Origin of the sequence: Clostridium sp. AT4 (assembly GCF_001517625.2) — a bacterium.
Classification (GTDB): Bacteria; Bacillota; Clostridia; order Lachnospirales; family Lachnospiraceae; genus Enterocloster.
The window spans coordinates 1528229-1551434 of record NZ_LN999828.1 but is presented as its reverse complement, the minus strand read 5'-3'; the positions used below and the strand labels follow the sequence as shown (position 1 = coordinate 1551434).

24 protein-coding genes and 1 other annotated feature are annotated in these 23206 nt (G+C 44.7%); of the genes, 21 read left to right on the top strand and 3 right to left on the bottom strand.

Annotated features, from left to right (window positions below; translation table 11 throughout):
- The first annotated feature begins 29 nt into the window (after positions 1-29).
- From BN3656_RS13500 to BN3656_RS13440, 14 genes are all read left to right on the top strand, one after another.
- Positions 30-581, top strand: coding sequence for a GrpB family protein (locus BN3656_RS13500; protein ID WP_207653718.1), 552 nt, complete (start codon positions 30-32; stop codon positions 579-581).
- A complete protein-coding gene (locus BN3656_RS16725) occupies positions 578-730 on the top strand; it encodes a hypothetical protein (RefSeq protein WP_167544883.1) in 153 nt (50 codons plus the stop codon). The genes BN3656_RS13500 and BN3656_RS16725 overlap by 4 nt, the downstream gene beginning before the upstream one ends.
- Positions 731-813: 83 nt before the next feature.
- Positions 814-1506 (top strand): MBL fold metallo-hydrolase, encoded by a 693-nt coding sequence (locus BN3656_RS13495; RefSeq protein ID WP_066549102.1) that lies wholly within the window; start codon positions 814-816, stop codon positions 1504-1506.
- A gap of 19 nt (positions 1507-1525) precedes the next feature.
- Positions 1526-1852: a hypothetical protein gene (locus tag BN3656_RS13490; RefSeq protein WP_066549100.1), complete on the top strand. Its 327-nt coding sequence runs from the start codon at positions 1526-1528 to the stop codon at positions 1850-1852.
- A 296-nt stretch (positions 1853-2148) separates the two neighbouring features.
- Complete coding sequence (locus BN3656_RS13485; RefSeq protein ID WP_066549095.1) at positions 2149-2364, top strand: PF20097 family protein; 216 nt, start codon at positions 2149-2151, stop codon at positions 2362-2364.
- A gap of 38 nt (positions 2365-2402) precedes the next feature.
- Complete coding sequence (locus BN3656_RS13480; protein ID WP_066549085.1) at positions 2403-2654, top strand: hypothetical protein; 252 nt, start codon at positions 2403-2405, stop codon at positions 2652-2654.
- 88 nt (positions 2655-2742) lie between these two features.
- Complete coding sequence (locus BN3656_RS13475; RefSeq protein ID WP_066549083.1) at positions 2743-3447, top strand: hypothetical protein; 705 nt, start codon at positions 2743-2745, stop codon at positions 3445-3447.
- A gap of 368 nt (positions 3448-3815) precedes the next feature.
- On the top strand, positions 3816-6122 hold the full coding sequence (locus BN3656_RS13470) for a hydratase (RefSeq protein ID WP_066549081.1): 2307 nt from the start codon (positions 3816-3818) through the stop codon (positions 6120-6122).
- Between the two features lie 20 nt (positions 6123-6142).
- A complete protein-coding gene (locus BN3656_RS13465; protein ID WP_066549079.1) occupies positions 6143-7486 on the top strand; it encodes a citrate synthase in 1344 nt (447 codons plus the stop codon).
- 3 nt (positions 7487-7489) lie between these two features.
- A complete protein-coding gene (locus BN3656_RS13460) occupies positions 7490-8491 on the top strand; it encodes an isocitrate/isopropylmalate dehydrogenase family protein (RefSeq protein ID WP_066549078.1) in 1002 nt (333 codons plus the stop codon).
- A gap of 82 nt (positions 8492-8573) precedes the next feature.
- Positions 8574-8810, top strand: a binding site (T-box leader).
- Between the two features lie 81 nt (positions 8811-8891).
- Positions 8892-11306, top strand: a complete 2415-nt coding sequence (gene leuS / locus BN3656_RS13455; protein WP_066549076.1) for a leucine--tRNA ligase — start codon at positions 8892-8894, stop codon at positions 11304-11306.
- A gap of 103 nt (positions 11307-11409) precedes the next feature.
- On the top strand, positions 11410-11991 hold the full coding sequence (locus BN3656_RS13450; protein ID WP_066549074.1) for a 5S rRNA E-loop-binding protein: 582 nt from the start codon (positions 11410-11412) through the stop codon (positions 11989-11991).
- A 108-nt stretch (positions 11992-12099) separates the two neighbouring features.
- On the top strand, positions 12100-12357 hold the full coding sequence (locus BN3656_RS13445) for a hypothetical protein (RefSeq protein WP_066549072.1): 258 nt from the start codon (positions 12100-12102) through the stop codon (positions 12355-12357).
- 5 nt (positions 12358-12362) lie between these two features.
- Positions 12363-13091: a L,D-transpeptidase family protein gene (locus BN3656_RS13440; protein ID WP_081422962.1), complete on the top strand. Its 729-nt coding sequence runs from the start codon at positions 12363-12365 to the stop codon at positions 13089-13091.
- Positions 13092-13132: 41 nt separating this feature from the next.
- Here BN3656_RS13440 and BN3656_RS13435 read toward each other — a convergent pair whose 3' ends face one another.
- On the bottom strand, positions 13133-13414 hold the full coding sequence (locus tag BN3656_RS13435) for a hypothetical protein (RefSeq protein ID WP_066549070.1): 282 nt from the start codon (positions 13412-13414) through the stop codon (positions 13133-13135).
- A 67-nt stretch (positions 13415-13481) separates the two neighbouring features.
- On the bottom strand, positions 13482-13910 hold the full coding sequence (locus BN3656_RS13430; protein WP_066549068.1) for a hypothetical protein: 429 nt from the start codon (positions 13908-13910) through the stop codon (positions 13482-13484).
- Positions 13911-14046: 136 nt separating this feature from the next.
- Here BN3656_RS13430 and BN3656_RS16720 point away from each other — a divergent pair, with 136 nt between their 5' ends.
- Positions 14047-14214: a hypothetical protein gene (locus tag BN3656_RS16720; protein ID WP_167544866.1), complete on the top strand. Its 168-nt coding sequence runs from the start codon at positions 14047-14049 to the stop codon at positions 14212-14214.
- Between the two features lie 159 nt (positions 14215-14373).
- On the opposite strand, the gene BN3656_RS13425 is transcribed toward BN3656_RS16720, so the two are convergent.
- The gene (locus BN3656_RS13425) at positions 14374-14607 is read right to left on the bottom strand and encodes a hypothetical protein (RefSeq protein ID WP_066549066.1); all 234 of its coding nucleotides are present in this window, start codon (positions 14605-14607) and stop codon (positions 14374-14376) included.
- Between the two features lie 190 nt (positions 14608-14797).
- Between BN3656_RS13425 and BN3656_RS13420 the strand changes: the two genes are divergently transcribed.
- The 6 genes from BN3656_RS13420 to BN3656_RS13395 all read left to right on the top strand — a co-directional run bounded on the left by BN3656_RS13420 (position 14798) and on the right by BN3656_RS13395 (position 23171).
- A complete protein-coding gene (locus BN3656_RS13420) occupies positions 14798-15973 on the top strand; it encodes an alanyl-tRNA editing protein (RefSeq protein ID WP_066549064.1) in 1176 nt (391 codons plus the stop codon).
- A 16-nt stretch (positions 15974-15989) separates the two neighbouring features.
- Positions 15990-17159 (top strand): AI-2E family transporter, encoded by a 1170-nt coding sequence (locus BN3656_RS13415; RefSeq protein WP_066549062.1) that lies wholly within the window; start codon positions 15990-15992, stop codon positions 17157-17159.
- 178 nt (positions 17160-17337) lie between these two features.
- Positions 17338-18783 (top strand): extracellular solute-binding protein, encoded by a 1446-nt coding sequence (locus tag BN3656_RS13410; protein ID WP_066549059.1) that lies wholly within the window; start codon positions 17338-17340, stop codon positions 18781-18783.
- 121 nt (positions 18784-18904) lie between these two features.
- Positions 18905-19831 (top strand): sugar ABC transporter permease, encoded by a 927-nt coding sequence (locus BN3656_RS13405; protein ID WP_066549057.1) that lies wholly within the window; start codon positions 18905-18907, stop codon positions 19829-19831.
- Positions 19832-19845: 14 nt separating this feature from the next.
- Complete coding sequence (locus tag BN3656_RS13400; RefSeq protein WP_066549054.1) at positions 19846-20712, top strand: carbohydrate ABC transporter permease; 867 nt, start codon at positions 19846-19848, stop codon at positions 20710-20712.
- Between the two features lie 23 nt (positions 20713-20735).
- Complete coding sequence (locus tag BN3656_RS13395) at positions 20736-23171, top strand: hypothetical protein (RefSeq protein ID WP_066549047.1); 2436 nt, start codon at positions 20736-20738, stop codon at positions 23169-23171.
- The last annotated feature ends 35 nt before the right edge of the window (positions 23172-23206 follow it).

Here is a 23206-nt window from a genome sequence, read left to right as displayed (position 1 = left end):
GAGGGTCTGTGAATAAATCATTATCATAAATGACATTAAATGAATTGTGGGAATTGTTTCCGGTTATTCTTTCTGAGCATAAGACGGATTGGAGCGATTGGTATGCACAGGAGAAAAGACGGATCGAAACATTTCTGCAGATGCCCGAGGTGCGGATCAGTCATGTGGGAAGCACCGCGGTTTCTGGTATCTGGGCAAAGCCCATTATTGATATTCTGGTGGAAATACCGAAGACAGCTTCTATGGAATATGTAAAAGAGGTGTTAACCTGCCATGGATATATCTGTATGTCGGAAAGGGATAACAGAAAATCATTCAATAAGGGCTATACAGAGAATGGATTTGCGGAAAAGGTATTTCATTTGCATTTGCGGTATTATGGGGATCATGATGAGCTGTATTTTCGCGATTATTTGAAGGGAAACCCTGCTGCCGCTAAAGAGTACGAGGCGTTAAAGCTGTCATTGTGGAAGAAATACGAACACAACAGGGAGGCTTATACCGACGCCAAGAGCGAATTTGTTAAGGAGTGCACGGAAAAAGCAAAATTGGATCACAGGGGATGTGGACAGGATAAATGATAAAGGTATTATTTGGAGAGAGTGAAGCGGCTTCCATGAAAGCCGCAAAGAACAGGGAGGTAATCTGTCTTGGTTTTATGCTGGATATCGGTTTATGCCATAAAGCTTCCGGAGCATGCGGTAAGAAAAAGAAGCGTCATTTCCTATAGAAACTGGGGCGAGGTTTCGACGGAGGAGTTTGCCGGTTTTCTCTCTCAGGAGAGAAGATTGACGAAGGAGGAGAAGATTGAAAATGAAATTAAACAAATTAACGAACAGAATTTATTTTTTAGAACATGACCCTGAAGCAGACCGGCCTATGTTAGCTTATCTTAAAGGGGATAAATTATCTCTGGCGGTTGACGCCGGGTATTCCGCTGCTCATGTTCAGGATTTTTATGAGGCTGTCGAATCAGAGCATTTTAGAAAACCTGATTTTACTGTAATTACACACTGGCATTATGACCATACGTTTGGTATGCATGCCATCAGCGGAATAAGCATTGCCCATGACAAAACAAATGAGTTTCTCAAAGATCAGCAGGAACAGGCGAGGGACTCCGGGTATATGGAAGATCTGAAAAAAGAAGATGAACATTTTAGAAAAGAGTATTACGGACAGGAGAAATTAAATATTGTGCTGTCAGATATAGCATTTTCAGATAAAATGACGCTGGATTTAGGAGGGCTTACGGCCCGAATCTTTCATACAGTTTCACCGCATTCAGAGGATACGGTCTGTGTTTATGTGCCGGAAGAAGGAGTATTGTTTTTAGGAGATTCCACAAGTGAGGATTTTTTTAATGACGGATATATGGATAAGAATAAGCTGCATTCTTTGATACAGACAATTCAGTCGGTTGATTGTGAATACTGTATATTAAGCCACTGTGAGCCGCTTGGTAAGGAAGAACTGCTTGCGTATTTGTATTCATTAGAAGCATAAGCGTTCAACGGAGGAAATTATGGCTGGATTAAAAAAGAACATTATTTTTTACATTTTATTGTTTATAGATTTTTATATCATTCCCCGGTTTATAAAAGATACAGGAAGTGCAGTGATTGTGATGTTAATGATTATTCCTCTGATATGTTTAATAACATCTGTTTTTTATGGAATCAGGAATGGCTTTGATTTTTGGTATATTTTGATTGCAGCAATTATGTTTACCCCATCTATATTTATGTTTTATAACTCAAGTGCATGGGTATATGTAGTTGGATACGCAGTTATCGCACTATTGGGGAATTTAATAGCATTACCATTAAGAAAAAATAAATCGGTAATCTAAGGAAGTCTGGCTTAATAGGGAGGTGCCGGCAGATGAACTGTCCTAAGTGTGGAAAAGAAATGGGCTCCGGTTTTTTGCAAACTGGAAATATTATTGCTTTTAATAAAACTTTTATAAACATAATGTTCAGTTTGCCAAGATGGAAAGGGTTATATAAAAATTAATTGGTTCGACCAATTTTACTAAAGAGATACCATTGGAAAAGGGAAAATGGCAGTATAATTGCTCAGATATATTTCAAAACGGAGGAAACATAAAGATTGTAGGAACAATCAAATTTGCGGAGGTGAAATAATATGAAGTGCCCATATTGTGGTGAAGAAATGAAAAAAGGATTTTTAATGAGTTCTAGAGATATTACGTTTGCAATTGACAACCCGGATGGTAATATTTTCCGAATTAAAAAACATGGTGATCTGGAATTAAGCAAAGGCTCAGGGGGGATACCTCATTGCGAAGCTTATCAGTGCAGCAGCTGTAAAAAAATTATGATTGATTATGCAAATAGATAAAATCCAAGGTTTACAGTTCACTTTATGGAGGAAGCCGGATGGATATAGAAGCAATTTGGACAGCCATCGGAAAGGATGGGGGAGGAAAATATGGGCCATATTTGACCGATCAGGATGGTAATCCATTGATTCCGGAAATCCGGAACGGTTACTATCGGTTAATCGACAGGCAGATAAAAATGGGTGAAGCATCCGGAGCGGATATTCTTCATAGAAATTCTTTTAATTTTGATCTGGGGTTATATGATGCGGATACCAATACGCTGTATTTCTGCCGGATGGATACGTGAGGAGCAGCGGCTATACTGATTTCCGGCCTTATCCGGCAGAGGATATGTATTGCATAAACAGGAACGGTTGTACTGGGGGTGATTTTAAATGAAGCAAGGTACAAAAATGGTTGTTTGGGGCTTGGGGCTGGGGTTGTCATTGCTGGTTATGAAAATAGGATTTTGTATCCCGAATCATTTTTTCGGAGTTGCAATTATCCTGATGATTTGCGCCGGAGCTTCTGAAATGTCAATGGCTCAGTGGGCATCAGCTTTTGCAGAATCTGCATTAGGATTAACAAAATCCGTTGGCGATTTGGCGGGGCCGTGTTTGTTTGCGATCACAATGGGAATTGCCCGTGTGCTGTACGGCAAATTTGGTGATAAGATAGATTTGACAAAGTTCATGCAGGTATCGGGAGTTCTTTGTGTATTGAGCTATCTTTTTGTTGGTCTGTCTGCAATGCCGATTTTGGGGTTGATTGGATGTATCATATGTGGCTTCTCAGTTGGTATTATGTGGCCCGGAAGTATCAGCATTACTGTTCCGAGGATTCCAAAAGGAGGTACAGCCTTGTTTGCACTGCTGGCTGTAGCCGGAGATATGGGTGGTGCTTTGGGTCCGAGTATGGTGGGATATTTTTCGCAGCAGGCAGGAGATAATCTTCAGACAGGTTTATTGATGGGATGCATATTTCCTTTGATCATGTTGGCCGCTTTGATTGCAATGCGAAAAATGGCAAGAAAGGATAAATACTGCGGTTGCGCTAATGCAATATCACCGCAGGTAAGTTATACAAAGCAGTCTTTATAACCTTATTCGCAAATATTATAGAAGAAACGATACAATTCTATTATGAAAAGCTCAAAGATACATATAAGAATCCGGCTGAACGTCCTCAATACATCCCCAAATTTACAGATGGATCCACCTTTTTCATATTCCGGCATGAGGATAACAGCCGCCGCATACACTGTCAAAAAGCAAAAACAGATATTTTAACGGTGTGAAGTGATAGTAAATAACAGTGATGAGTACAGGAGATTCGGTTTTGCCACAACTAAAAAGCTGTATCAATTACAACTTTTCAACTGGACAAATAAGCATCTGTGTTTTATAGTATAAAAAACAACGAATTCACAGATTTGGAAACAGACAGGAGAATCCGGGAGGTAGAGAGCATGGTATCATTATATGAAGGCGGCGTTTATCTGGTAAATGGAACAGAGCTGGTTCCGGAAAAGGAAGCAGGAAAGGTAGAGGCACTAACTGGAAAAGCGGCAGACCGTGAGACTGCCAAAAAGGGTACGATTGCCTATTCTATTTTAAAGGCGCACAACACAACGGAGGACATGGAGCACTTAAAACTTCGCTTTGACAGTATGGCTTCCCATGATATTACCTTTGTGGGGATCGTTCAGACAGCCAAAGCCTCTGGGATGGAGCAGTTTCCTATTCCCTATGTATTGACGAACTGTCACAACACGCTCTGCGCAGTAGGCGGCACCATCAATGAGGATGATCATATGTTTGGGCTTTCTGCGGCAAAGAAATACGGCGGTATCTATGTACCTCCGCACATTGCGGTGATCCATCAGTACATGAGAGAGCGGATGGCAGGCTGCGGAAAGATGATTTTAGGCTCCGACAGCCATACCCGCTATGGCGCTCTCGGCACCATGGCAGTAGGAGAGGGCGGCGGAGAGCTGGTAAAGCAGCTTCTTAAGGATACCTATGATGTGTCTTATCCCGGCGTAGTTGCCGTATATCTGGACGGAGCGCCAAGACCGGGAACCGGGCCTCAGGATATTGCCCTTGCGATTATCGGGGCTGTATTTAAAAATGGATACGTGAAAAATAAGGTGATGGAATTTGTAGGCCCCGGCGTTTCTTCCATGACAACGGATTTCAGAAACGGCGTAGATGTGATGACCACAGAAACCACCTGTTTAAGCTCCATCTGGCGCACCGATGAGGACACCAGGGACTATCTGGCAAAGCATCACAGAGAAGAGGATTACAGACAGCTGGATCCCGCTGATGTGGCTTACTATGACGGCTGTGTGTATGTGGATCTCTCTACGGTAAAGCCCATGATCGCTCTGCCGTTCCATCCCAGCAATACATATGAGATTGACGAGCTGAAGGAAAATCTGACGGATATTTTGGCTCTGGTGGAAAAGGAAGCTGCAAGGATTTCAGGCGGCCGTGCATCCTTTACCCTGCTTGATAAGGTACAGGGAAAAGATTTGATGGTACAGCAGGCAGTGATTGCAGGCTGCGCCGGCGGAAATTATACAAATGTAATGGAAGCGGCTCAGGCCCTTCGGGGAAGAAACTGCGGCTGCGGCGAGTTCTCCCTGGCAGTCTATCCTTCTTCTCAGCCTGTATTTGCAGATCTGGTAAAGAAGGGAGCTGTTTCGGATCTGATGAACGCGGGAGCCATTGTCCGCACCGCCTTCTGCGGCCCCTGCTTTGGCGCAGGTGATACGCCCTGCAATAATGGCTTAAGTATCCGCCACACTACCAGGAATTTCCCTAACCGGGAAGGCTCCAAGCCTGGAAACGGACAGATGGCAGCAGTAGCGCTGATGGATGCCCGTTCCATTGCGGCAACAGCGGCAAACGGGGGCAGACTGACTTCTGCCTGGGAGATGGACGGCTGGGATCAGGTGCCTGAGTATGAATATGACGATACTTCTTATCGAAACCGGGTATACACAGGCTTTGGAGCAGGTGATGCGTCTGCAGATCTGGTATACGGGCCGAATATCAAAGACTGGCCGGAGATGAGCCCGCTGACAGACAATATTTTATTAAAGGTATGTTCAAAGATTCTGGATCCTGTGACGACTACGGATGAGCTGATCCCCTCCGGCGAGACCTCATCCTACCGCTCCAATCCTCTGGGGCTGGCAGAGTTTACTTTATCCAGAAGGGATCCGGAGTATGTGGGCCGCGCCAAGGAGGCGGGAGTTCTGGAAACAGCCAGAAGAACCAGGGGCACCGGAGCGCAGTTGGAAGCAGAACCGGCTCTTGAAGGTATCTTTGCAGCCATCCGTACCATTTCCGGAAATGAAATGGTAAAAATGGATGATACAGAGCTTGGAAGCATGGTTTATGCTGTAAAACCAGGCGACGGATCTGCCAGAGAGCAGGCGGCCAGCTGCCAGAGAGTGCTGGGCGGTCTTGCAAATATCTGTAAGGAGTATGCGACCAAGCGCTACCGCTCCAATGTAATTAACTGGGGTATGCTTCCCTTCCAGATGGAGGAGGAGCCGGATTTTGAAGTGGGTGATTACATTTATGTACCCGGAATAAAAGCTGCCCTGGAAGGAGATTTAAAGGAAATCCCGGCGTATGTTCTGGGAAAAGACGGAACTGCACCGATAAAAGAAATCAGGCTTTATATGGCAGACATGACGGCTGAAGAACGGCAGATCGTAAAGGCCGGATGTCTGATCAACTATAACAGAAACCGTCATTAAAATCAGAAAGGAGAACCGCCATGACAAGAGAAAGCTATCTTGCACAGTTTTATGGAAAGTCTCAGAATTATACAGATATTCCTAATAAATGGTATAAGGAATACAATGTAAAGAAAGGTCTGAGAAATGAGGATGGCACAGGTGTCCGTGTTGGGCTTACACGGGTTGCAGATGTTGTAGGATACAGTGAGGGAGCGGACGGACAGATCGTGGCGATTCCCGGAGAGCTTTATTACAGAGGCTACAATGTGGTCGATCTGGTAAAGGGAAAGCTGAACAGCCATTTCGGCTATGAGGAGGTATGCTTCCTTCTGCTTTTTGGGTATCTTCCAAAAAGAAAGGAGCTGGATCAGTTCTGTGCAATCTTAAGAGATTGTTATGAGATACCAGATGAATTTGTGGAAATGAACCTGCTGCGGATGCCGGGAAAGAACCTGATGAACAAGCTGCAGGATGCGGTTCTTACCCTGTATAATTATGATGACGATCCAGACAATACAGATGTATATGAAACGCTGGTAAAAGGAATCAACCTGGTGGCAAAGCTGCCGTCCATTGCCTGCTATGCCTATCAGAGTAAGGTTCATTATTATAACAGAGACAGCCTCTTTATCCATTATGCCAATCCGGAATATTCCATTGCAGAAAATTTCCTGAGTGTTCTGAGAAAAGATCAGAAGTTTACGGATAAGGAAGCCAGCCTCTTAGATACGATCCTGATGCTTCATGCGGATCATGGCGGCGGAAATAACTCTACTTTTACCAACGTGGTAATTTCCTCTACAGGGACAGATATTTATTCGACCGTATCTGCCAGCATCGGTTCTTTAAAAGGCCCCAGACACGGAGGCGCCAATATCAAGGTGGCAGAAATGATGGATGCAGTTTTGGATGAAGTCGGAGGCTATACGGCAGATGATAAAAAGCTGCGGGCTGCAGTCCATAAGCTGATGGATGGAAAGCTGTATGACGGTTCTGGTCTGGTATACGGTTTCGGCCATGCGGTTTATACGGTTTCCGATCCCCGTGCAGATATGCTCAGAGCCTGCTGTGCAGAGGTGGCTAAGGAGAAAAAGCAGATGACGGAATTTGACTTCCGCCAGAGGTTTGAAAATGCTGCCCTGGAGGTTATGAAGGAGAGAAAGGGTGTGGCTCTGCCTACCAATGTAGACTATTACAGTGGTTTTGCTTATGGAATGTTAAATATTCCCAGAGACCTGTATACACCATTATTTATGTGCAGCCGTATGGTAGGCTGGGTGGCCCACAATATCGAAAACAAGCTGTATGACGGACGGATCATGCGTCCTGCTACCAAGTATGTAGGGGACAATAAGGGCTATATGCCAATGGAGGAGAGATAAGTCATGGAAACGAATACAATCACAGTATTTAAGGGAGACGGCATTGGACCGGAGATTACAGATGCAGTGCTTGCAATCCTGGATGCGGCAGGTGCAGATCTGGATTATGAGATTTTCCGTGTAGGAGCGGCAGAGTATGAGGAAAATGGTGCTCTGATACCGGAAGCAGGCTTTGCTTCCTTTGAAAAGACCCATGTGCTTTTAAAATCTCCGATCACGACTCCATTAGGAACCGGCTTCCGTTCGCTGAATGTAACGTTGCGCAAAAAATACGATCTTTACGCCAATATGCGCCCTGCAAAGTCTAACGCTGCAGTTAAGACGCCCTTTGAACATGTGGATATTGTAATGTTCAGAGAAAACACAGAGGATCTCTATGCTGGCGTGGAAGAAAAGATTGATGAGAATACGGCCCATTCCATTAAAATCATTACCAGAAAATGCAGTGAGCGCATTGTCCGATCCGCCTTTGACTATGCGGTAAAGAACAAAAGAAAAAAAGTAACCTGCGTCCATAAGGCTAATATCATGAAGCTTTCCGACGGCCTGTTCCGTGATGTTTTTTACGAGATCAGCCGGGAATATCCTGGAATTGAAGCAGAGGATAAGATCGTTGATAATGTAGCCATGCAGCTGGTAATGCATCCGGAAACCTTTGACGTAATAGTGACAGAAAATCTGTATGGAGATATTCTGTCGGATCTTACCAGCGGGCTCATCGGCGGACTGGGTCTTCTGCCCTCCAGCAATATGGGAACGGACTTTGCCATGTTTGAGGCAGTTCACGGCAGCGCCCCCGATATCGCAGGAAAGGGAATTGCCAATCCCACTGCATTTTTGTGGTCCGCCTGCATGATGTTAGAGCATCTGGGAAAGCAGGAGATTTCTGCAAAAATCCGAAGAGCAGTGGATGAGGTATTAAAGGATGGAACGATTCTAACGCCGGATCTGGGCGGATGCGCTGGAACGGAAGCATATACAAAGGCAATTATCGAACGCCTGTAAGTTTTTGGCGGTATAAACAGCCACGGCTTTTTTTGACAGTATATTGACAGCCATTGTCAAATGTGTTAAATTAAGATTCAGTATAAATGCATTGACAGGAAGTAGTACGTATTTATTTTGTCTCACAGAGAGCCGGTAGAGGCTGAGAGCCGGCGGCAGGAGGATACTGAACTGGTCCTGGAGCAGCCTTTCTGAAGGGCATTTGCCAGTCTGAGTAGGAAAAGCCGGAGTGCCCACCGTTACAGGGGCAGATGAGTGCGCATGGGCTTACCATGCGAATCAGAGTGGTACCGCGTGGAACTATGACCGCGTCTCTTGAAGCAATTTAAGAGATGTGGTTTTTTGTTTTACAGGAAAGTGTGTCCAGCTCTGAGCACTAATATTAACGGAGGAATGAATTATGGCATCACAGTACAATCACAGCGCCATTGAAAAGAAGTGGCGTGAGAACTGGGAAAAAAATCCGATCAATGTAAATGACGGAACGAAAGAAAAATACTACTGCCTGGATATGTTCCCGTATCCATCTGGAAGCGGCCTTCATGTAGGTCACTGGAGAGGCTATGTAATCTCTGATGTATGGAGCCGGTATCAGCTGTTAAGAGGCAAATATGTGATCCATCCTATGGGATGGGATGCATTTGGACTTCCGGCAGAAAACTATGCCATCAAGATGGGCGTTCATCCTGCAAAGTCCACAGAGGCCAACATTACCAATATCAAGCGCCAGATCAAGCAGATTGCTGCAATCTATGACTGGGATATGGAAGTAAATACCACAGATCCTGAGTTTTACAAGTGGACGCAATGGATTTTTGTGCAGATGTTTAAAAAGGGACTTGCCTATGAGAAGGAATCCCCTATCAACTGGTGCCCTTCCTGTAAGACCGGCCTTGCAAACGAAGAGGTGGTAAACGGCTGCTGCGAGCGATGCGGAACCCCTGTTACAAAGAAGAACCTCCGTCAGTGGATGTTAAAGATCACGGCCTACGCAGAGCGCCTGTTAAATGATCTTGACAAATTAGACTGGCCGGAAAAGGTTAAGAAGATGCAGGCAGACTGGATCGGCAAATCCTATGGCGCCGAGGTGGAATTCCCCATTGACGGCAGAGAGGAAAAGATTACCGTTTATACTACAAGACCTGATACCCTTCACGGCGCAACCTTTATGGTGCTGGCTCCGGAGCACAAGCTGGCAAAGAGCCTGGCTACCGATGAGACAAGAGAAGCCGTTGAAAAATATATTTTCGATTCCTCCATGCGTTCTAACGTAGACCGTATGCAGGCAAAGGAAAAGACTGGCGTTTTTACAGGCAGCTATGCCATCAACCCCTTAAATGGAGCAAAGACGCCAATCTGGCTGTCCGATTATGTACTGGCTGATTACGGCACAGGTGCCATCATGTGTGTACCTGCCCATGATGACAGAGACTTTGAATTTGCTAAGAAATTCGGCCTTCCTATCGTTCAGGTAATCGCAAAGGACGGCAAGGAAATTGAAAATATGACTGAAGCCTATACAGAGGCAAGTGGAACCATGATCAATTCCGGCGAATGGAACGGCATGGAGTCCTCTGTTCTGAAAAAAGAAGCTCCTCAGATGATCGAAGAAAAGGGCTTTGGACGCAAGACAGTCAACTACAAGCTGCGCGACTGGGTATTCTCCCGTCAGAGATACTGGGGCGAGCCCATTCCGATCATCCACTGTCCAAAGTGCGGCTGCGTGCCTGTTCCGGAGGATCAGCTTCCGCTGCGTCTGCCTGAGGTAGAGAGCTATCAGCCTACCGGTACCGGTGAATCTCCTCTGGCTGCCATTGACGAGTGGGTCAATACTACCTGTCCAGTCTGCGGAGCTGCTGCAAAGAGAGAGACCAATACCATGCCTCAGTGGGCCGGTTCCTCCTGGTACTTCCTGCGCTATGTGGACAGCCACAACAGTGAGGCCCTTGTTTCCAGAGAAAAGGCAGATAAATACCTTCCTGTAGATATGTATATCGGCGGCGTAGAGCATGCGGTGCTTCACCTTCTGTATTCCCGTTTCTACACCAAATTCCTTTGCGATATCGGTGTTGTCGATTTTGATGAGCCCTTTAAGAAGCTCTTTAACCAGGGTATGATCACCGGAAAGAACGGCATCAAGATGAGCAAGTCCAAGGGAAATGTCGTTTCCCCGGATGACCTGGTAAGAGATTACGGCTGTGATTCCCTGCGTCTGTACGAGCTGTTCGTAGGACCGCCGGAGCTGGATGCAGAGTGGGATGACCGAGGGATCGAGGGCGTTTCCCGTTTCTTAAATCGCTTCTGGAACCTGGTCATGGACAGCAAGGATAAGGATATCCAGCCGACAAAGGAAATGATCAAGCTCCGCCATAAGCTGGTATATGATATTGAGCAGAGATTCAACCAGTTCAGCTTAAATACCGTTATTTCCGGCTTTATGGAGTACAACAACAAGTTTATCGAGCTTGCAAAGAAGGAAGGCGGAATCGATAAAGAAACCTTAAAGACCTTCGTTACTCTCCTTGCTCCATTTGCACCTCATATCGGCGAAGAGCTGTGGAGCCAGCTGGGCGGCACAGACAGCGTATTCCATTCCCAGTGGCCGGAGTGCGATGAGGAAGCCATGAAGGACGACGAGATTGAGATCGCTGTTCAGGTAAACGGCAAGACCCGCGCAGTCATCAACGTACCTGCTGATATTGCAAAGGATGATGTGATCGCTCAGGGAAGAGAAGCGGTAAAGGACAAGCTGGCAGGAAATATCGTAAAAGAGATTTACGTTCCTGGAAGAATTGTAAATATTGTCTGCAAATAATTTGAGAAAAAGAGAGGAGATTTTCGTATGTTGCGAAATGTCTCCTCTTTTTTAGGCATATTTCGCCGCACACGGCATATATAGTCTATAAGGAGGCGAAATTATGGATCAGATTCATGTAAAAAAGAGAGATACTGGAATAAAGGCAAAGCGGTTGAGACAGTTGGGGATGGTTCCGGGTAATATTATTGGAAAGTCCCTTCCTGAGTCCATTTCTATTCAGATGGAGGAGGCAGAGGCCCGCAGGCTGGTGCGGCAGTTAAGAGAGGGAAGTAAGATTGCCATTGACTTGGAGGGACAGGCTATTCCGGCGCAGATTAAGGAAAAAAGCCTGAACACGCTGAATAACGAAATCCTTCACCTCAGCTTTCAGGCGCTGGTTGCAGATGAGAAGGTAAACAGTGTAATCCACATTCTGCTTGAGAATGAAGAAAAGGCTGGGAACCAGCTGGAGAAGATGATGATGGAGATCCCATATGCATCTCTCCCGGCGGACATGATCGATACGATTACCATTGACCTGGATGGAATGGCGGTAGGCACAGTGGTAATGGTGAAGGATATTCCTGAGCTTATGAGTGATACGATTGAACTGCGGGTGGATCCGGAGGAAATTGTTCTGCGTATCAGTGATAAAACATATCAGGATTCTCAGGCAGATACAGATGGATCAGAAGAAACATAGAAAACAGAAACAGATCGTCAAAACAGAGGCATACATTCAGGAAACTGTAAGAGATTTTCGGATCAATCTATGGTAGAATGAAATCATCAGAGAGGAGTGTGTGCTTCTATGTTTGGTTTTTCAAAGAAAGAAATATTTATGAATACGGATCCGGAGCTTTTCTTTCGGATAACAGCAGCGCTTAAGGAACATGGAATAAGATATGAAACAAAACATGTAAACGGTACTACTGTAAATTGGATGACTGGTACTGCGGCTTCTGTGGGAGAAACTCTCAGACGCCAGACCTCGTACTATGCCTATGTGGATAAAAAGGATGCGGAAGAAGCTGCCTATATTGTGAAAAAGGCGCTGGAGCGGAGGTAGGAGATATGTACAAAAGAAAAAGGATGGGCACTGCTGTTGGAGTATGCATCTGTGCAGCATTGATGTTTGGGACGGCAACGGCTTTTGCAGCAGGACAGGCTGAGACAGGGGCAATGAGCGGCGGACCCGGTGAGATAAAAACTCATGACGAGAAAAAAACGCAGGATCAGTTTCAGAATACAGATCAGTTGCTCCTTGTTAAAGGAACAGTCGGCTGTGAGGCTGATATTTCCTACTATGTTCATATGCAGAATGGCTGGCAGCATATGTGGACAGAGCCGGGCTATGTGGGAAGCAAAGGGATCACAGAAGATAAAAAGGAAGGAGATAAGGCCACACCGGCTGGAGTTTACAGCTTTGATCTGGCATTCGGCCTTTTGGAGGATCCGGGAAGTGTGCTGCCTTATCACCAGATTGTCCAGGGAGATACCTGGGTGGATGATCCTGCCAGTGCATATTATAACCGCCTTGTAAATACATCTTCTGTATCAAAGGACTGGGTTTCGGGCGAAAACCTCATTCAGGCCTCGCCCTATTATAATTATGCTCTGAATCTGACCTACAATGCAGATTGTGTGCCGGGAGAGGGTTCTGCTATCTTTCTTCACTGTTTTATGGATTCCTCCTATAAAGGTTCTTCAGGCTGCATTTGTCTGCCTCAGGAACGGATGGAGGAGCTGATAAAGAACGTAACATCGGATACGAAGATTGTTATTGTCGGCAGTGACGGATGACGAGTCCGCCTCTGCTGACAAAATATCTGTGTGATTTGGGGCTATTTTCCAGCCATAAGTTTTTGAGAGATCATTTTTAAGAGATCGACCTTCTTTTTTTCCTTGGGCGTCATATGGGCGCTGAGGATATTTATAAGGAGAGCGGTCTCTTTGTCATTAAAATGGATTCCCTGTTTTTGGGATTCTAAGTGAATCGCCATAAGGGTCTGGGGAAGCTCTTCCTTTTTGGATCGGCCTGCCTGTTCGGCAAAGCGGGTCAGAAGCTCCAGTTTTTCTTTGTCCATAGTCTTAAGACGGGGATCATTTTTCCAGCTGTCGTCCATAATTATGTAATCCTTTCCGGGATCTGCATGTACGATTCCCTTTTAGAATGAATGTTTGTACGAAGCACTATGCCATGGCCTGGAAAGCCGTGACCATCATTTGAAGTGTTTCAAAACGGGCCTGCTGTTCCGGAGACAGGAGACGGCACAGCTGTTCCATGGGGGTCTGCCCTTCGATAAAGGCTTTTGCCAGATCGATTAGATCCTGTTCCTGTGGGGTTCCATAAGGCCGTATCGCCTTTAAAAGCTCTTTGACAGAGCCGCGGGACTGAGGTTCTTCCAGAGAACAGATTCCCATGGAAGCTATTTCTTCTGTTTCAAAAAGCTCCAATGTATTTTTTAATTCCTGAGCTTTTACAAATACAGATACAGCTTTTTGTTCCGGTACTTCTAAAAAAGGCAGGGCAGCCTTGATCATCTGAAGGTGGTGGTCACCAATGAGATAGTCCAGATCGGTGAGTTTATAATCACTGCTTTCCCCTGAAGGGTTCGCCATACTGCTTCACCAGCTTTCATGCTTTGGTCTAAACATATGCTGTTTTTGGGAATCTCATGCATATATATAAAATAAGGGAAGGATTGATATTCCCCATTTTCAAAAACGCAAAGTATGGAAAAAGAGGTTAATGTATATGTATGGAAAGCTTGTTATAGATGGAAATGCTGTATATGAAATAGATGAAGCCTGTCTTTTGAGAAAAAGGGACGAAAAAATGGGCGGTCAAAACGGCTGCCAGGGAATGGGATGTCCATTGAAATCTTCTCCGGAAGCAGTTCACAAACCGGGCGAACGGGGATAAGATGGACGGATTGAGAAAGGGCGGCTGAGGGCCGCTTTTTCTTCGGCTTATTTTTTAAAGGACAGGGCCGCAGCCCTTCGGACGCTGTCTGCGCCTGTCGGTCTGCGGCCCTGTGAGGAAGATAAGGGGGTTAAAGCGTTAAGTCTGTGCGCAGGGGAATCAGCAGAAGCTGTTTCCGCCGCAGCAGCACAGGATCAGAAGGATCCAGATGATATCGCATCCGCATCCGAATCCGCCGCCGTGGTTATGTTCACAGCATCCGCCGCCGAAGCTGCCTCCGCCGCAGCAGCACAGGATCAGGATCAGCCAGATGATATTAAAGCCGCCTCCTGACTGGCATCCGCACCCGCAGTCACATCCGCATCCGCAATTTGTTGCTGCTACATCACTCATTTTTGTTCCTCCAGAACTGTTTGATTACAATGTATCATATGAAGGGAAGCTTGCTCATGTTTCTGAAAATACGAAAAAATTTTAGAAAAATTAAATGGAAGAGCCTGACAAAATGTAGTATAATCTGTTACAGTCCTGTCCGTGTATAAAACGGACAGCAGATTATGCGTATGGGACCGGAGGAGAAAAAATGGATCAGAATCGTTTATATTACGGAACACCTTATGTAAAAAGCTTTATGTGTACCGTTTTGTCATGTACACCATCAAAAAAAGGAACATGGGAGGCTGTCTTTGATCAGACCGGCTTTTATCCTGAGGGCGGCGGACAGCCCTATGATACAGGAACAATCAACGGGATTTCTGTATTAAGCGTCCATGAGAGAGCGGGGGAGATTGTTCATGAGCTGGCAGAGCCCATTGAAGCAGGAATCCGGGCCGAGGGAATCATAGACTGGAACAGACGGTATGACCTGATGCAGCAGCATACCGGAGAACACATTTTATCCGGACTGGTGCACCGCCATTTCGGCTATGACAATGTGGGCTTTCACATGGGAGCGGATGAAGTAACGATTGATTTTAACGGTGTTCTCACCCAGGAACAGCTTGAGATGCTGGAGGATGAGGCAAATGAAATTGTATATGCCAATGTGCCGGTAAAGGTGCTTTATCCATCAGATGAGGAATTAAAAAATCTGGAATACAGGAGTAAAAAAGAGCTTACCGGGCAGGTGCGTATTGTGGAAATCCCCGGCGCGGATGTGTGCGCCTGCTGCGGAACCCATGTAGAACGTACGGGAGAAGTGGGTATAATCAAAACAAGGACGATGATCCATTATAAGGGCGGAGTGCGTATTTCCATGCTTTGCGGCCGTCTGGCTCTTTTGGATTACAGAAACCGTTTAAAGGATGAAATCCGCATTTCCAATTTTCTTTCCGCCAAAGTAGCTCAGGTTCCTGAGGCAGTAGAAAAGCTTAAGCAGGAAAGCCAGCAAAAAGACGGGCATATCGGGGAAATGTGGCGTCAGATCTTTCAGTTGAAGCTTGCAGTATGTCCTGAAAGCCATGGACCGGAAGAATTTTTTGAGGAAGGCATGGAGCCGCTTCAGCTCCGCCAGTTTGCTACCCTGCTTTATGAACAGAACAAGGGAAGGATTACAGGTGTATTTTCCGGAAATGATGAAGCTGGTCTGTATCAGTATGCTCTTGGCAGCAGCCAGGCAGATATGAGGACTTTAAGCAAGGCCATGAATGATCGCCTTGAGGGAAGAGGCGGCGGAAGTACGATGATGGCTCAGGGAACCCTTAAGGGAACCAGGGAAGAAATCCGGCTTGTATTTTTAGAAGAAGCAGGAAAATTGTAAAGAAAAGGAAATGAAAATGGAACTGAATCGCGATACCATCAATAAAATAAGGGGCTTGATTCTCTTTACCGTGATTACGGTCATTGTAGGCATCAATTATATAAAGGTGCTGGGACTGCTGGCGGCAGCTGTTAATATGGCTGCCCCATTTATCCTGGGAGCAGCCATCGCTTTTGTACTAAATGTACCTATGCGCAGGATCGAGAGCAGCTTAAGCCACGTGCTGAAAAAGGGCAGCCGTCTGCTGCGCCCTGTGAGTATGGCACTGTCCATCCTCCTGGTGGCAGGTGTGCTGTTTCTTGTTATGTTTGTAGTGGCTCCCCAGCTGGTGCGCACACTATTAGGCCTTCAAAGCAGTATCCCCGTATTTTTCGGAGAAGTCCGTCAGTGGCTTGAGCAGCTGTTTGCAGAAAATCCCCAGATTCTTACCAATATGGAACAGATCCAGATTGACTGGCAGCAGCTTTTCAATGACTCTTTGAAATTTTTGAAAAATGGAGCTGGCTCCATGCTGGATACGACCTTCTCTGCGGCTATATCCATTGTGAATGGAATGTCTACTTTCCTGATCGGCTTTATTTTTTCAATTTATATTCTTCTTCAGAAAGAAAATCTTATCAGGCAGATAAAAAAGCTTCTGGCGGCTTTTCTTCCGGAGAGAACCGTTGAAGGGATTGTGAGGATCGCAGCGCTTACTTCAAGGACATTTTCTAATTTCTTTACCGGCCAGTGTATGGAAGCTGTAATCCTGGGCTCTATGTTTTTTATTGTGCTTGTGGTGCTGCGTCTGCCCTATGCGCTGCTCATCGGTGTTCTGATCGCATTTACAGCGCTGATTCCCGTATTTGGGGCCTTTATCGGCTGGGCGGTAGGAGCTTTTCTCATGCTGATCATTTCCCCTATGGATGCGCTGCTGTTCAGTGTGGTATTTTTCACTCTCCAGCAGATTGAGGGGAATATGATCTATCCCCATGTGGTAGGCAATTCTGTGGGCCTACCGTCTATCTGGGTTTTGGTCGCTGTAACTCTGGGTGGCAGTATGATGGGCGTGGTAGGAATGCTGATTTTTATTCCGTTGTGCTCCGTGCTGTATACACTTTTGCGGGATACGGTGAATGAACGGTTAAAAAGGAGAAAGTTGAGCGTAAAGCCAGATGATTTAAAAAGAGACAGTGCTGAAAATTAAAAAGTATTGTAAAAAGACATTCTGCTACAGCATAAACACTGATACAGAATGTCTTTTTTTGTAAATATAGTGCATTATAATTAAAAAAGTGATATTTGTATTGGAATAAGTCATCAAAATATATAGTTTTAAATGGTAAAATCAGGATAACAAGTTAAAAGTAACAAAGGAGGTTATTATGAGAAGGAGAAAATGGGTGAGTCTGATGTTGGCAGGGACAATGGCAGCATCATTAGCAGGATGTTCAGGCAGCAGTGATGCTGCCAAGGATCAGGAGCCGGCAAAGACAGAAAAGAGTGCAGAGGCTGGGTCCGAAAAAAAGGAGGAGGCAGCAGACTCCGGAGAAAAGACAGTTGTCACAGTATGGACACAGGATCGACATGATTCTGAGTATGTGGAGTCAAAAATCGAGGAATTTAATAATACGAATGATAAGGGAATCGAAATTGCATTAAATGTAATTACAGATGATTATGCAAATATGATGTCATTAGCGTATTCCTCAGGGACCGCGCCGGATATTGCAGGTGTGGGAGCAGCAACCAGTGGATTTGATCTGAAGACATTTGCTGAAGCTGGTATACTGGAGCCCTTAAATGAGTACATAAAGGATACTGAATATGAAAAGGTTACAGAAGCCAGCAAGCTGCAGTTTGAGGGAATAAATGTAATTGATGGTAATGTATACTGGATTCCGACAGGAATGAGAAGCGGTACTAGAATCGAATATAATAAAGAACTGGTGGAAAAAGCAGGATATACGGAATTTCCTGACACACTGGAAGGTGTAGTGGAACTGGCTGACAAGATCACACAGCAGGGAGAAGGAACCACTTATGGCGTAGGTTTTACCCAGTCTGTACCGTTTGAACGATGGCTGGAAGGAGTCGCTGAGACAAGCGGTATTTACCGTTATGACTTTAAAGAAGGAAAGTTTAATTTTGGCGGATATAAACCTTTGATTGAAACAGCATCCAAATTCTTTACAAATAACAGTGTATTCCCGGGATCCATGTCTCAGGGAGTAGATGCGATGAGAGCACAGTTTGTAGAGGGCACGTTTGGTATCTGGGGAAATGCTTCTCAGGAGGCGGGAGTATTTACTTCTCAGTTCCCCATTGATAAGTTTGAGTGGGGCGTTGCAGAGGTACCGTCTTTAGACGGAACCAGAAAGGGAGCCCAGGCAATTAAACCTCAGAAGGGATATATGATGTTTTCCTCCTGTCCTCATAAGGATAAAGCTTGGGAAGTAATCAAATTTTTCAGCAGTGAAGAATTCTTAAAGGGTTATCTGGAGGCTGGATTATATCTTCCGATTTCCGATTATATGGATGGCATTATAGATAAATCTAAGACAGGACGTCTTGCAGATTTCGCGCTGACTGATTATGAAAGCGTATATCCGGCAGTTCCTTCTGTAACGCTGGAAGGAGATCCTTATGGAACTGTAATCTGGAGAGCAATTATGGGTGATATCAGTGCAGATGAAGCCATTGCGGATTTGAATAAGCGCTACAATGAGGCTTTGGAAAATGATATCAAGATAGGAAAAACAAAACGTATTGTCATCAAAGATTTTGATCCCCTGCATCCGGGTGAGGGAACGGTAGAATATACAGAATAGGTGCTGGGTGTAACGATCGGATATGGTTAATGCAGGAGGTGCTGTAAGGTGACTGTCACAGGTCTTGCAGCACCTTCTTACTGTTTTATAACACTTTAATAAAAGAAAAAGGAGGCTGGCTATGAAAAGCAGTAATAAATTATCGTTTCGGGATCGAATTGCTAGGGCTAACTCCAGGGGAGATTTTGCAGCTGTATTCATGATGCTTCCGGCTGTAATCCTGTTAGTGGTAATGTCGATTTATCCGTTCTTCTGGCTGTTTCGATATATTTGTTATGACTATAATGGATTTAATGCTTATTTTACAGGGGCAAGAAATTTCATGCGTATGCTGGAGGATGAAACCTTCTGGCGGAGCGTACTCCATACCTTTGAGTATGCAGGACTGAAGCTTTTATTTGTAATTCCGCTATCCCTTCTTCTGGCAGTGCTTTTAAACCAGAAGCTGACAGGATCCTCGATATACAGGGGAATTTATTTTATGCCTACTGTTATCAGCTCTGCAATCTACAGTTTGATTTTTGGATTTATTTTTGCGGTGTATAATGGTGTTTTAAATGCATCCCTGCAGAAAATGGGGCTCATCCAGGCTCCTATTGACTGGTTGGGGGATCCTTCTATTGTTATGCTTTCGATTGTGATTGTAGCAGTATGGGGTGGTTTTGGCAATTACATGATTTATTTTATATCTGGTATGAGCAGTATTCCGGAGGAAATTTATGAGAGCAGCCGAATTGACGGAGCCAACGGAGTACAGACCTTTTTCCATATTACACTGCCTATGCTGAGCTCGGTTCTGAAGGTTATTTTAATGCTGGCGATCACCACTGCATTTAAGGACTATCAGTCAATTCTGGTACTTACAGACGGAGGTCCAAACAATCGTTCTCATGTTATGTTTTCTTATATTTATAAGCTTATATTCAGTTCCAGTACAACGCCTCAAATTGGATACGCTACAATGTTAAGTGTTGTTGCTGCCCTTATTATAGGTATTGTCACTGCGATTTATATGTTTGTGGCAAGAAAACTGGATGATGTAGTTTAAGAAAGGAGAGGAACATGGAAAAGAATCATAGTGTGTACTCTACAAAAACAAAATGTATCCGTCTGATTTTGACGATATTTCTCATTATTGTAGCAGGATTTACGCTGTATCCATTGATCTATATTGTCTTTGGTTCCTTTAAAGAAAACGCAGAGCTTCTTCGGGGAGGAACAAAGCTTCTTCCTGAAAAATTTGTCCTGGATAATTATAAGGAAGCCTGGGAAAAGGCAAATTTTGCACGCTATACATTAAACAGTGTAATTATAAGTTTGGGCGTCATGCTGGTAACCCTGTTTGCAACCAGTATGTCCGGTTATGTATTTGCCAGGAAAAATTTCCGTGGAAAAGAACTTCTGTACAGTTTGTTTGTAGCATTTATGTTTGTAAATGTAGGAAGCGTTACACTGCGTCCACTGTTTGAATTGGCGGTAAAATTAAAGATGAATCAGTCACTTTTAAGTGTTATACTGATTGCGGCGGGAACTGCGCAGACAACCTATATTTTTCTGGTAAGAGGCTTTGTAAATACAATTCCAAAGGAATTAGATGAAGCGGCCATGATTGACGGATGTACATTTTTCCAGATCTACCATATGGTAATTCTGCCTCTGTTAAAACCTATTTTAGCTACCATAGCACTTTTGTCATTCAGAGGAGGCTGGAATGAATATATTATGCCGCTGGTATTTACGATGTCTAATGAAAAAATGCGTCCCCTGACAGTAGGCGTTACCATGCTCAAAAACAGCGGAGACGGAACGGCTGCCTGGAATCTGATGTTTGCAGGAGCTACTATTTCCATTGTGCCGATTGTGGTAATTTATATTTTTTCCAGTAAACATTTTATGAGCGGAATGACAGCGGGAGCTGTAAAAGGATAAGCAAAAGAGAGGAGAAAATCAGGATGGAAAACAGACTGAATGAGGAAGGTTTTATTATGCAGTATCTGATATCGGGACTGCGGGAAGAGCCGTTTATTGACCATACAGCAGATGAAAATCAACTTCGTTATGAAAAATACCTTCGATCGATTCTTACCAGACCTCAGACAAAGGAGCCGCAGGATCGGGTTAAACTGAATGAAACGGGAAGCCTGGGTCTTCCGTGGAGATATTACTATAACTATGGAAACTGGTTTGTAGACCTAAGCACATTTTATTCTGTACTTACCCGGGTGGAGATGGATGCCTGCACGCAGCTTGAAGCAGAGGAGGATATGCAGGTGAGAGCTGTGGTCTGGTCTTATGCATCGGTTGATCTTTGGTGCAATGGTGAGCATGTCTGCGCTATGGCTCCTCCGGTTTACAAACCCATTCAGAAGCAGAATGTTATGTTTAACCTGAAAAAGGGAATAAACAGATTGTATATTCGTTTGCAGACCCTGGGCGTCAGGGATACGCGTACACTTTTTGGAATTCAGGTTATTGATCATAAAGATGAAATTCGTGTGGTTTTACCGGACGAGGAGCATACAAACTGCGTTTTAAACTGCGCTAAATGGCTGGATCAGCTGATCATACAGGACGGAAAACTTTTCTGCCACACCCCTGCTCCAAAGGGAACAACGTTGGGATATGATTCCATGAGTCCTGATTTTGCTAAGGCAGAGACAAAGGTAGAACGCCATGATATCGGTGGGGCAACAGAGGCGGTTCTTGAAGCTGGCAGACCGTATATTGTTGTAGAATGTACGGCAGAGGGCCAGAAGCTTGCAAGACGGATGGAAGATACGGCGATGATTGTGCCGTCATTCCTGAAAGTAATGGACTATGAGAAAAATAAAGAAGCGATATATCATAGGATTTCCGATGTAGAGTCCTTAAGCCGGGGAGGAAAATTCGGATTTTCCATTTCTAACATTCTGGCACGAAAGGCAACAGGAAGAATTACAGCAAAAGACAGAGAGCTGTTTTTGGAAACTCTTTCGCAGATTGAAAAACGGTTTGACTGTTCCGATTTTCTGGTCTGCGGTCTGGTAAGGTATCTTAAAAATTATGAGTTAGATGATGAATTAAAGAATAGGGTAAAGGAGGTACTACTTAATTACAGATATTGGATGGATCAGGAAGGATCAGATGCCATGTGTTTCTGGAGTGAAAATCACTCCCTGATGTTCTATGTATCTGCAATGAATGCAGGAGAATTTTATCCGGAAGAGTATTTTACCCGTGCGCACATGACAGGCCGTCAGCTGTGGGAAGCAGGAAAAAAAAGAGTAGAACAATGGCTGGATGATGTAGAGGAGAGAGGGTTTGAAGAATTCCTCAGCACAGTATATATGTGTGTGACATTTGCCGGGCTCTTAAATGTGATTGACTATACCCCGAAGGAAATTTCAGACAGAGCAGTCAAAGTTACAGACCGTCTGCTTGAAATGCTGGCTCTTCATACCTATAAAGGTTCCGTGATTGCGCCTATGGGACGTGTGTATCGTCAGGTTATTTATCCGTTCCTTCAGGGAGCGCAGGCTCTGATGAATCTGATTGATCCGGATGTTCCATACTCTTATGGGGAAGGATGGCTGGCCTTTTACGCTACCAGCCGTTACGAAATTCCGGAAGGCCTCAAAAAACTTATGAGAGATCCTGTTCTGACAGAGTATAATACGGGAAATGCGGTGATTCGGCTGGAGAAGAATGAGGCATACTGTATCACATCTGTTCAGTCTCCAAGAAAAGATACAGATTATGACCGATGGGTTAATTTGACACTTTTGGAAGAAAGACAGAATGTAGATAAAACCTCCCACGCTTACACAAAGTCCTTGAATGAGCGGTTCCATGGGACAACCTGTTTTGAACCTGGGGTTTATGGGTATCAGCAGCATATGTGGAGCTGTGCTTTGGACAGTGAAACACAGATTTTTGCCAATCATCCAGGCGGCACCTGTGATTCTAGCCAGATGCGGCCGGGATACTGGTATGGAAATGGTGTAATGCCGGCTGTGCGTCAGGAAAAGGGAATACTGGGAGCTGTGTATCAGATTCCAAAAGAGCATCCGATTCACTTCACTCATGTATACTGGCCTGGTGTAAAGTTTGATCAGAACAAGGTGGAAGATCACTGGTTGTTTGGAAAAAAGGGAAATGGTTATATAGGAATGTGGTGCAGCAAAAAACTGAAGCTCTATCAGGATCAGGTCTTTAACTGTGAATACCGCAGTTATGGAGATGAGATTGCGTACTGTGTTTTCTGTGGGGATCAGAAGGAATATAATACAATGGAAGCCTTTATTGAGAACTGCAAAAAGAGAACTCCGGTTTATGCAGATGGAGAACTGAGAACAGGGGCATTTGAAGTAATGTATAAAAAATACAGGGACGAAACACAGTATATTTAAAAATTAACAGTAAAATGCCGCCGCAGGCTTGATTG

What these genes read in the sequence shown, in the direction of transcription:
- BN3656_RS13500 (WP_207653718.1), top strand. Translation starts at nt 30, where the DNA reads ATGACATTAAATGAATTGTGGGAATTGTTTCCGGTTATTCTTTCTGAG.
- BN3656_RS16725 (WP_167544883.1), top strand. Translation starts at nt 578, where the DNA reads ATGATAAAGGTATTATTTGGAGAGAGTGAAGCGGCTTCCATGAAAGCC.
- BN3656_RS13495 (WP_066549102.1), top strand. Translation starts at nt 814, where the DNA reads ATGAAATTAAACAAATTAACGAACAGAATTTATTTTTTAGAACATGAC.
- BN3656_RS13490 (WP_066549100.1), top strand. Translation starts at nt 1,526, where the DNA reads ATGGCTGGATTAAAAAAGAACATTATTTTTTACATTTTATTGTTTATA.
- BN3656_RS13485 (WP_066549095.1), top strand. Translation starts at nt 2,149, where the DNA reads ATGAAGTGCCCATATTGTGGTGAAGAAATGAAAAAAGGATTTTTAATG.
- BN3656_RS13480 (WP_066549085.1), top strand. Translation starts at nt 2,403, where the DNA reads ATGGATATAGAAGCAATTTGGACAGCCATCGGAAAGGATGGGGGAGGA.
- BN3656_RS13475 (WP_066549083.1), top strand. Translation starts at nt 2,743, where the DNA reads ATGAAGCAAGGTACAAAAATGGTTGTTTGGGGCTTGGGGCTGGGGTTG.
- BN3656_RS13470 (WP_066549081.1), top strand. Translation starts at nt 3,816, where the DNA reads ATGGTATCATTATATGAAGGCGGCGTTTATCTGGTAAATGGAACAGAG.
- BN3656_RS13465 (WP_066549079.1), top strand. Translation starts at nt 6,143, where the DNA reads ATGACAAGAGAAAGCTATCTTGCACAGTTTTATGGAAAGTCTCAGAAT.
- BN3656_RS13460 (WP_066549078.1), top strand. Translation starts at nt 7,490, where the DNA reads ATGGAAACGAATACAATCACAGTATTTAAGGGAGACGGCATTGGACCG.
- leuS (WP_066549076.1), top strand. Translation starts at nt 8,892, where the DNA reads ATGGCATCACAGTACAATCACAGCGCCATTGAAAAGAAGTGGCGTGAG.
- BN3656_RS13450 (WP_066549074.1), top strand. Translation starts at nt 11,410, where the DNA reads ATGGATCAGATTCATGTAAAAAAGAGAGATACTGGAATAAAGGCAAAG.
- BN3656_RS13445 (WP_066549072.1), top strand. Translation starts at nt 12,100, where the DNA reads ATGTTTGGTTTTTCAAAGAAAGAAATATTTATGAATACGGATCCGGAG.
- BN3656_RS13440 (WP_081422962.1), top strand. Translation starts at nt 12,363, where the DNA reads ATGTACAAAAGAAAAAGGATGGGCACTGCTGTTGGAGTATGCATCTGT.
- BN3656_RS13435 (WP_066549070.1), bottom strand. Translation starts at nt 13,414, where the DNA reads ATGGACGACAGCTGGAAAAATGATCCCCGTCTTAAGACTATGGACAAA.
- BN3656_RS13430 (WP_066549068.1), bottom strand. Translation starts at nt 13,910, where the DNA reads ATGGCGAACCCTTCAGGGGAAAGCAGTGATTATAAACTCACCGATCTG.
- BN3656_RS16720 (WP_167544866.1), top strand. Translation starts at nt 14,047, where the DNA reads ATGTATGGAAAGCTTGTTATAGATGGAAATGCTGTATATGAAATAGAT.
- BN3656_RS13425 (WP_066549066.1), bottom strand. Translation starts at nt 14,607, where the DNA reads ATGAGTGATGTAGCAGCAACAAATTGCGGATGCGGATGTGACTGCGGG.
- BN3656_RS13420 (WP_066549064.1), top strand. Translation starts at nt 14,798, where the DNA reads ATGGATCAGAATCGTTTATATTACGGAACACCTTATGTAAAAAGCTTT.
- BN3656_RS13415 (WP_066549062.1), top strand. Translation starts at nt 15,990, where the DNA reads ATGGAACTGAATCGCGATACCATCAATAAAATAAGGGGCTTGATTCTC.
- BN3656_RS13410 (WP_066549059.1), top strand. Translation starts at nt 17,338, where the DNA reads ATGAGAAGGAGAAAATGGGTGAGTCTGATGTTGGCAGGGACAATGGCA.
- BN3656_RS13405 (WP_066549057.1), top strand. Translation starts at nt 18,905, where the DNA reads ATGAAAAGCAGTAATAAATTATCGTTTCGGGATCGAATTGCTAGGGCT.
- BN3656_RS13400 (WP_066549054.1), top strand. Translation starts at nt 19,846, where the DNA reads ATGGAAAAGAATCATAGTGTGTACTCTACAAAAACAAAATGTATCCGT.
- BN3656_RS13395 (WP_066549047.1), top strand. Translation starts at nt 20,736, where the DNA reads ATGGAAAACAGACTGAATGAGGAAGGTTTTATTATGCAGTATCTGATA.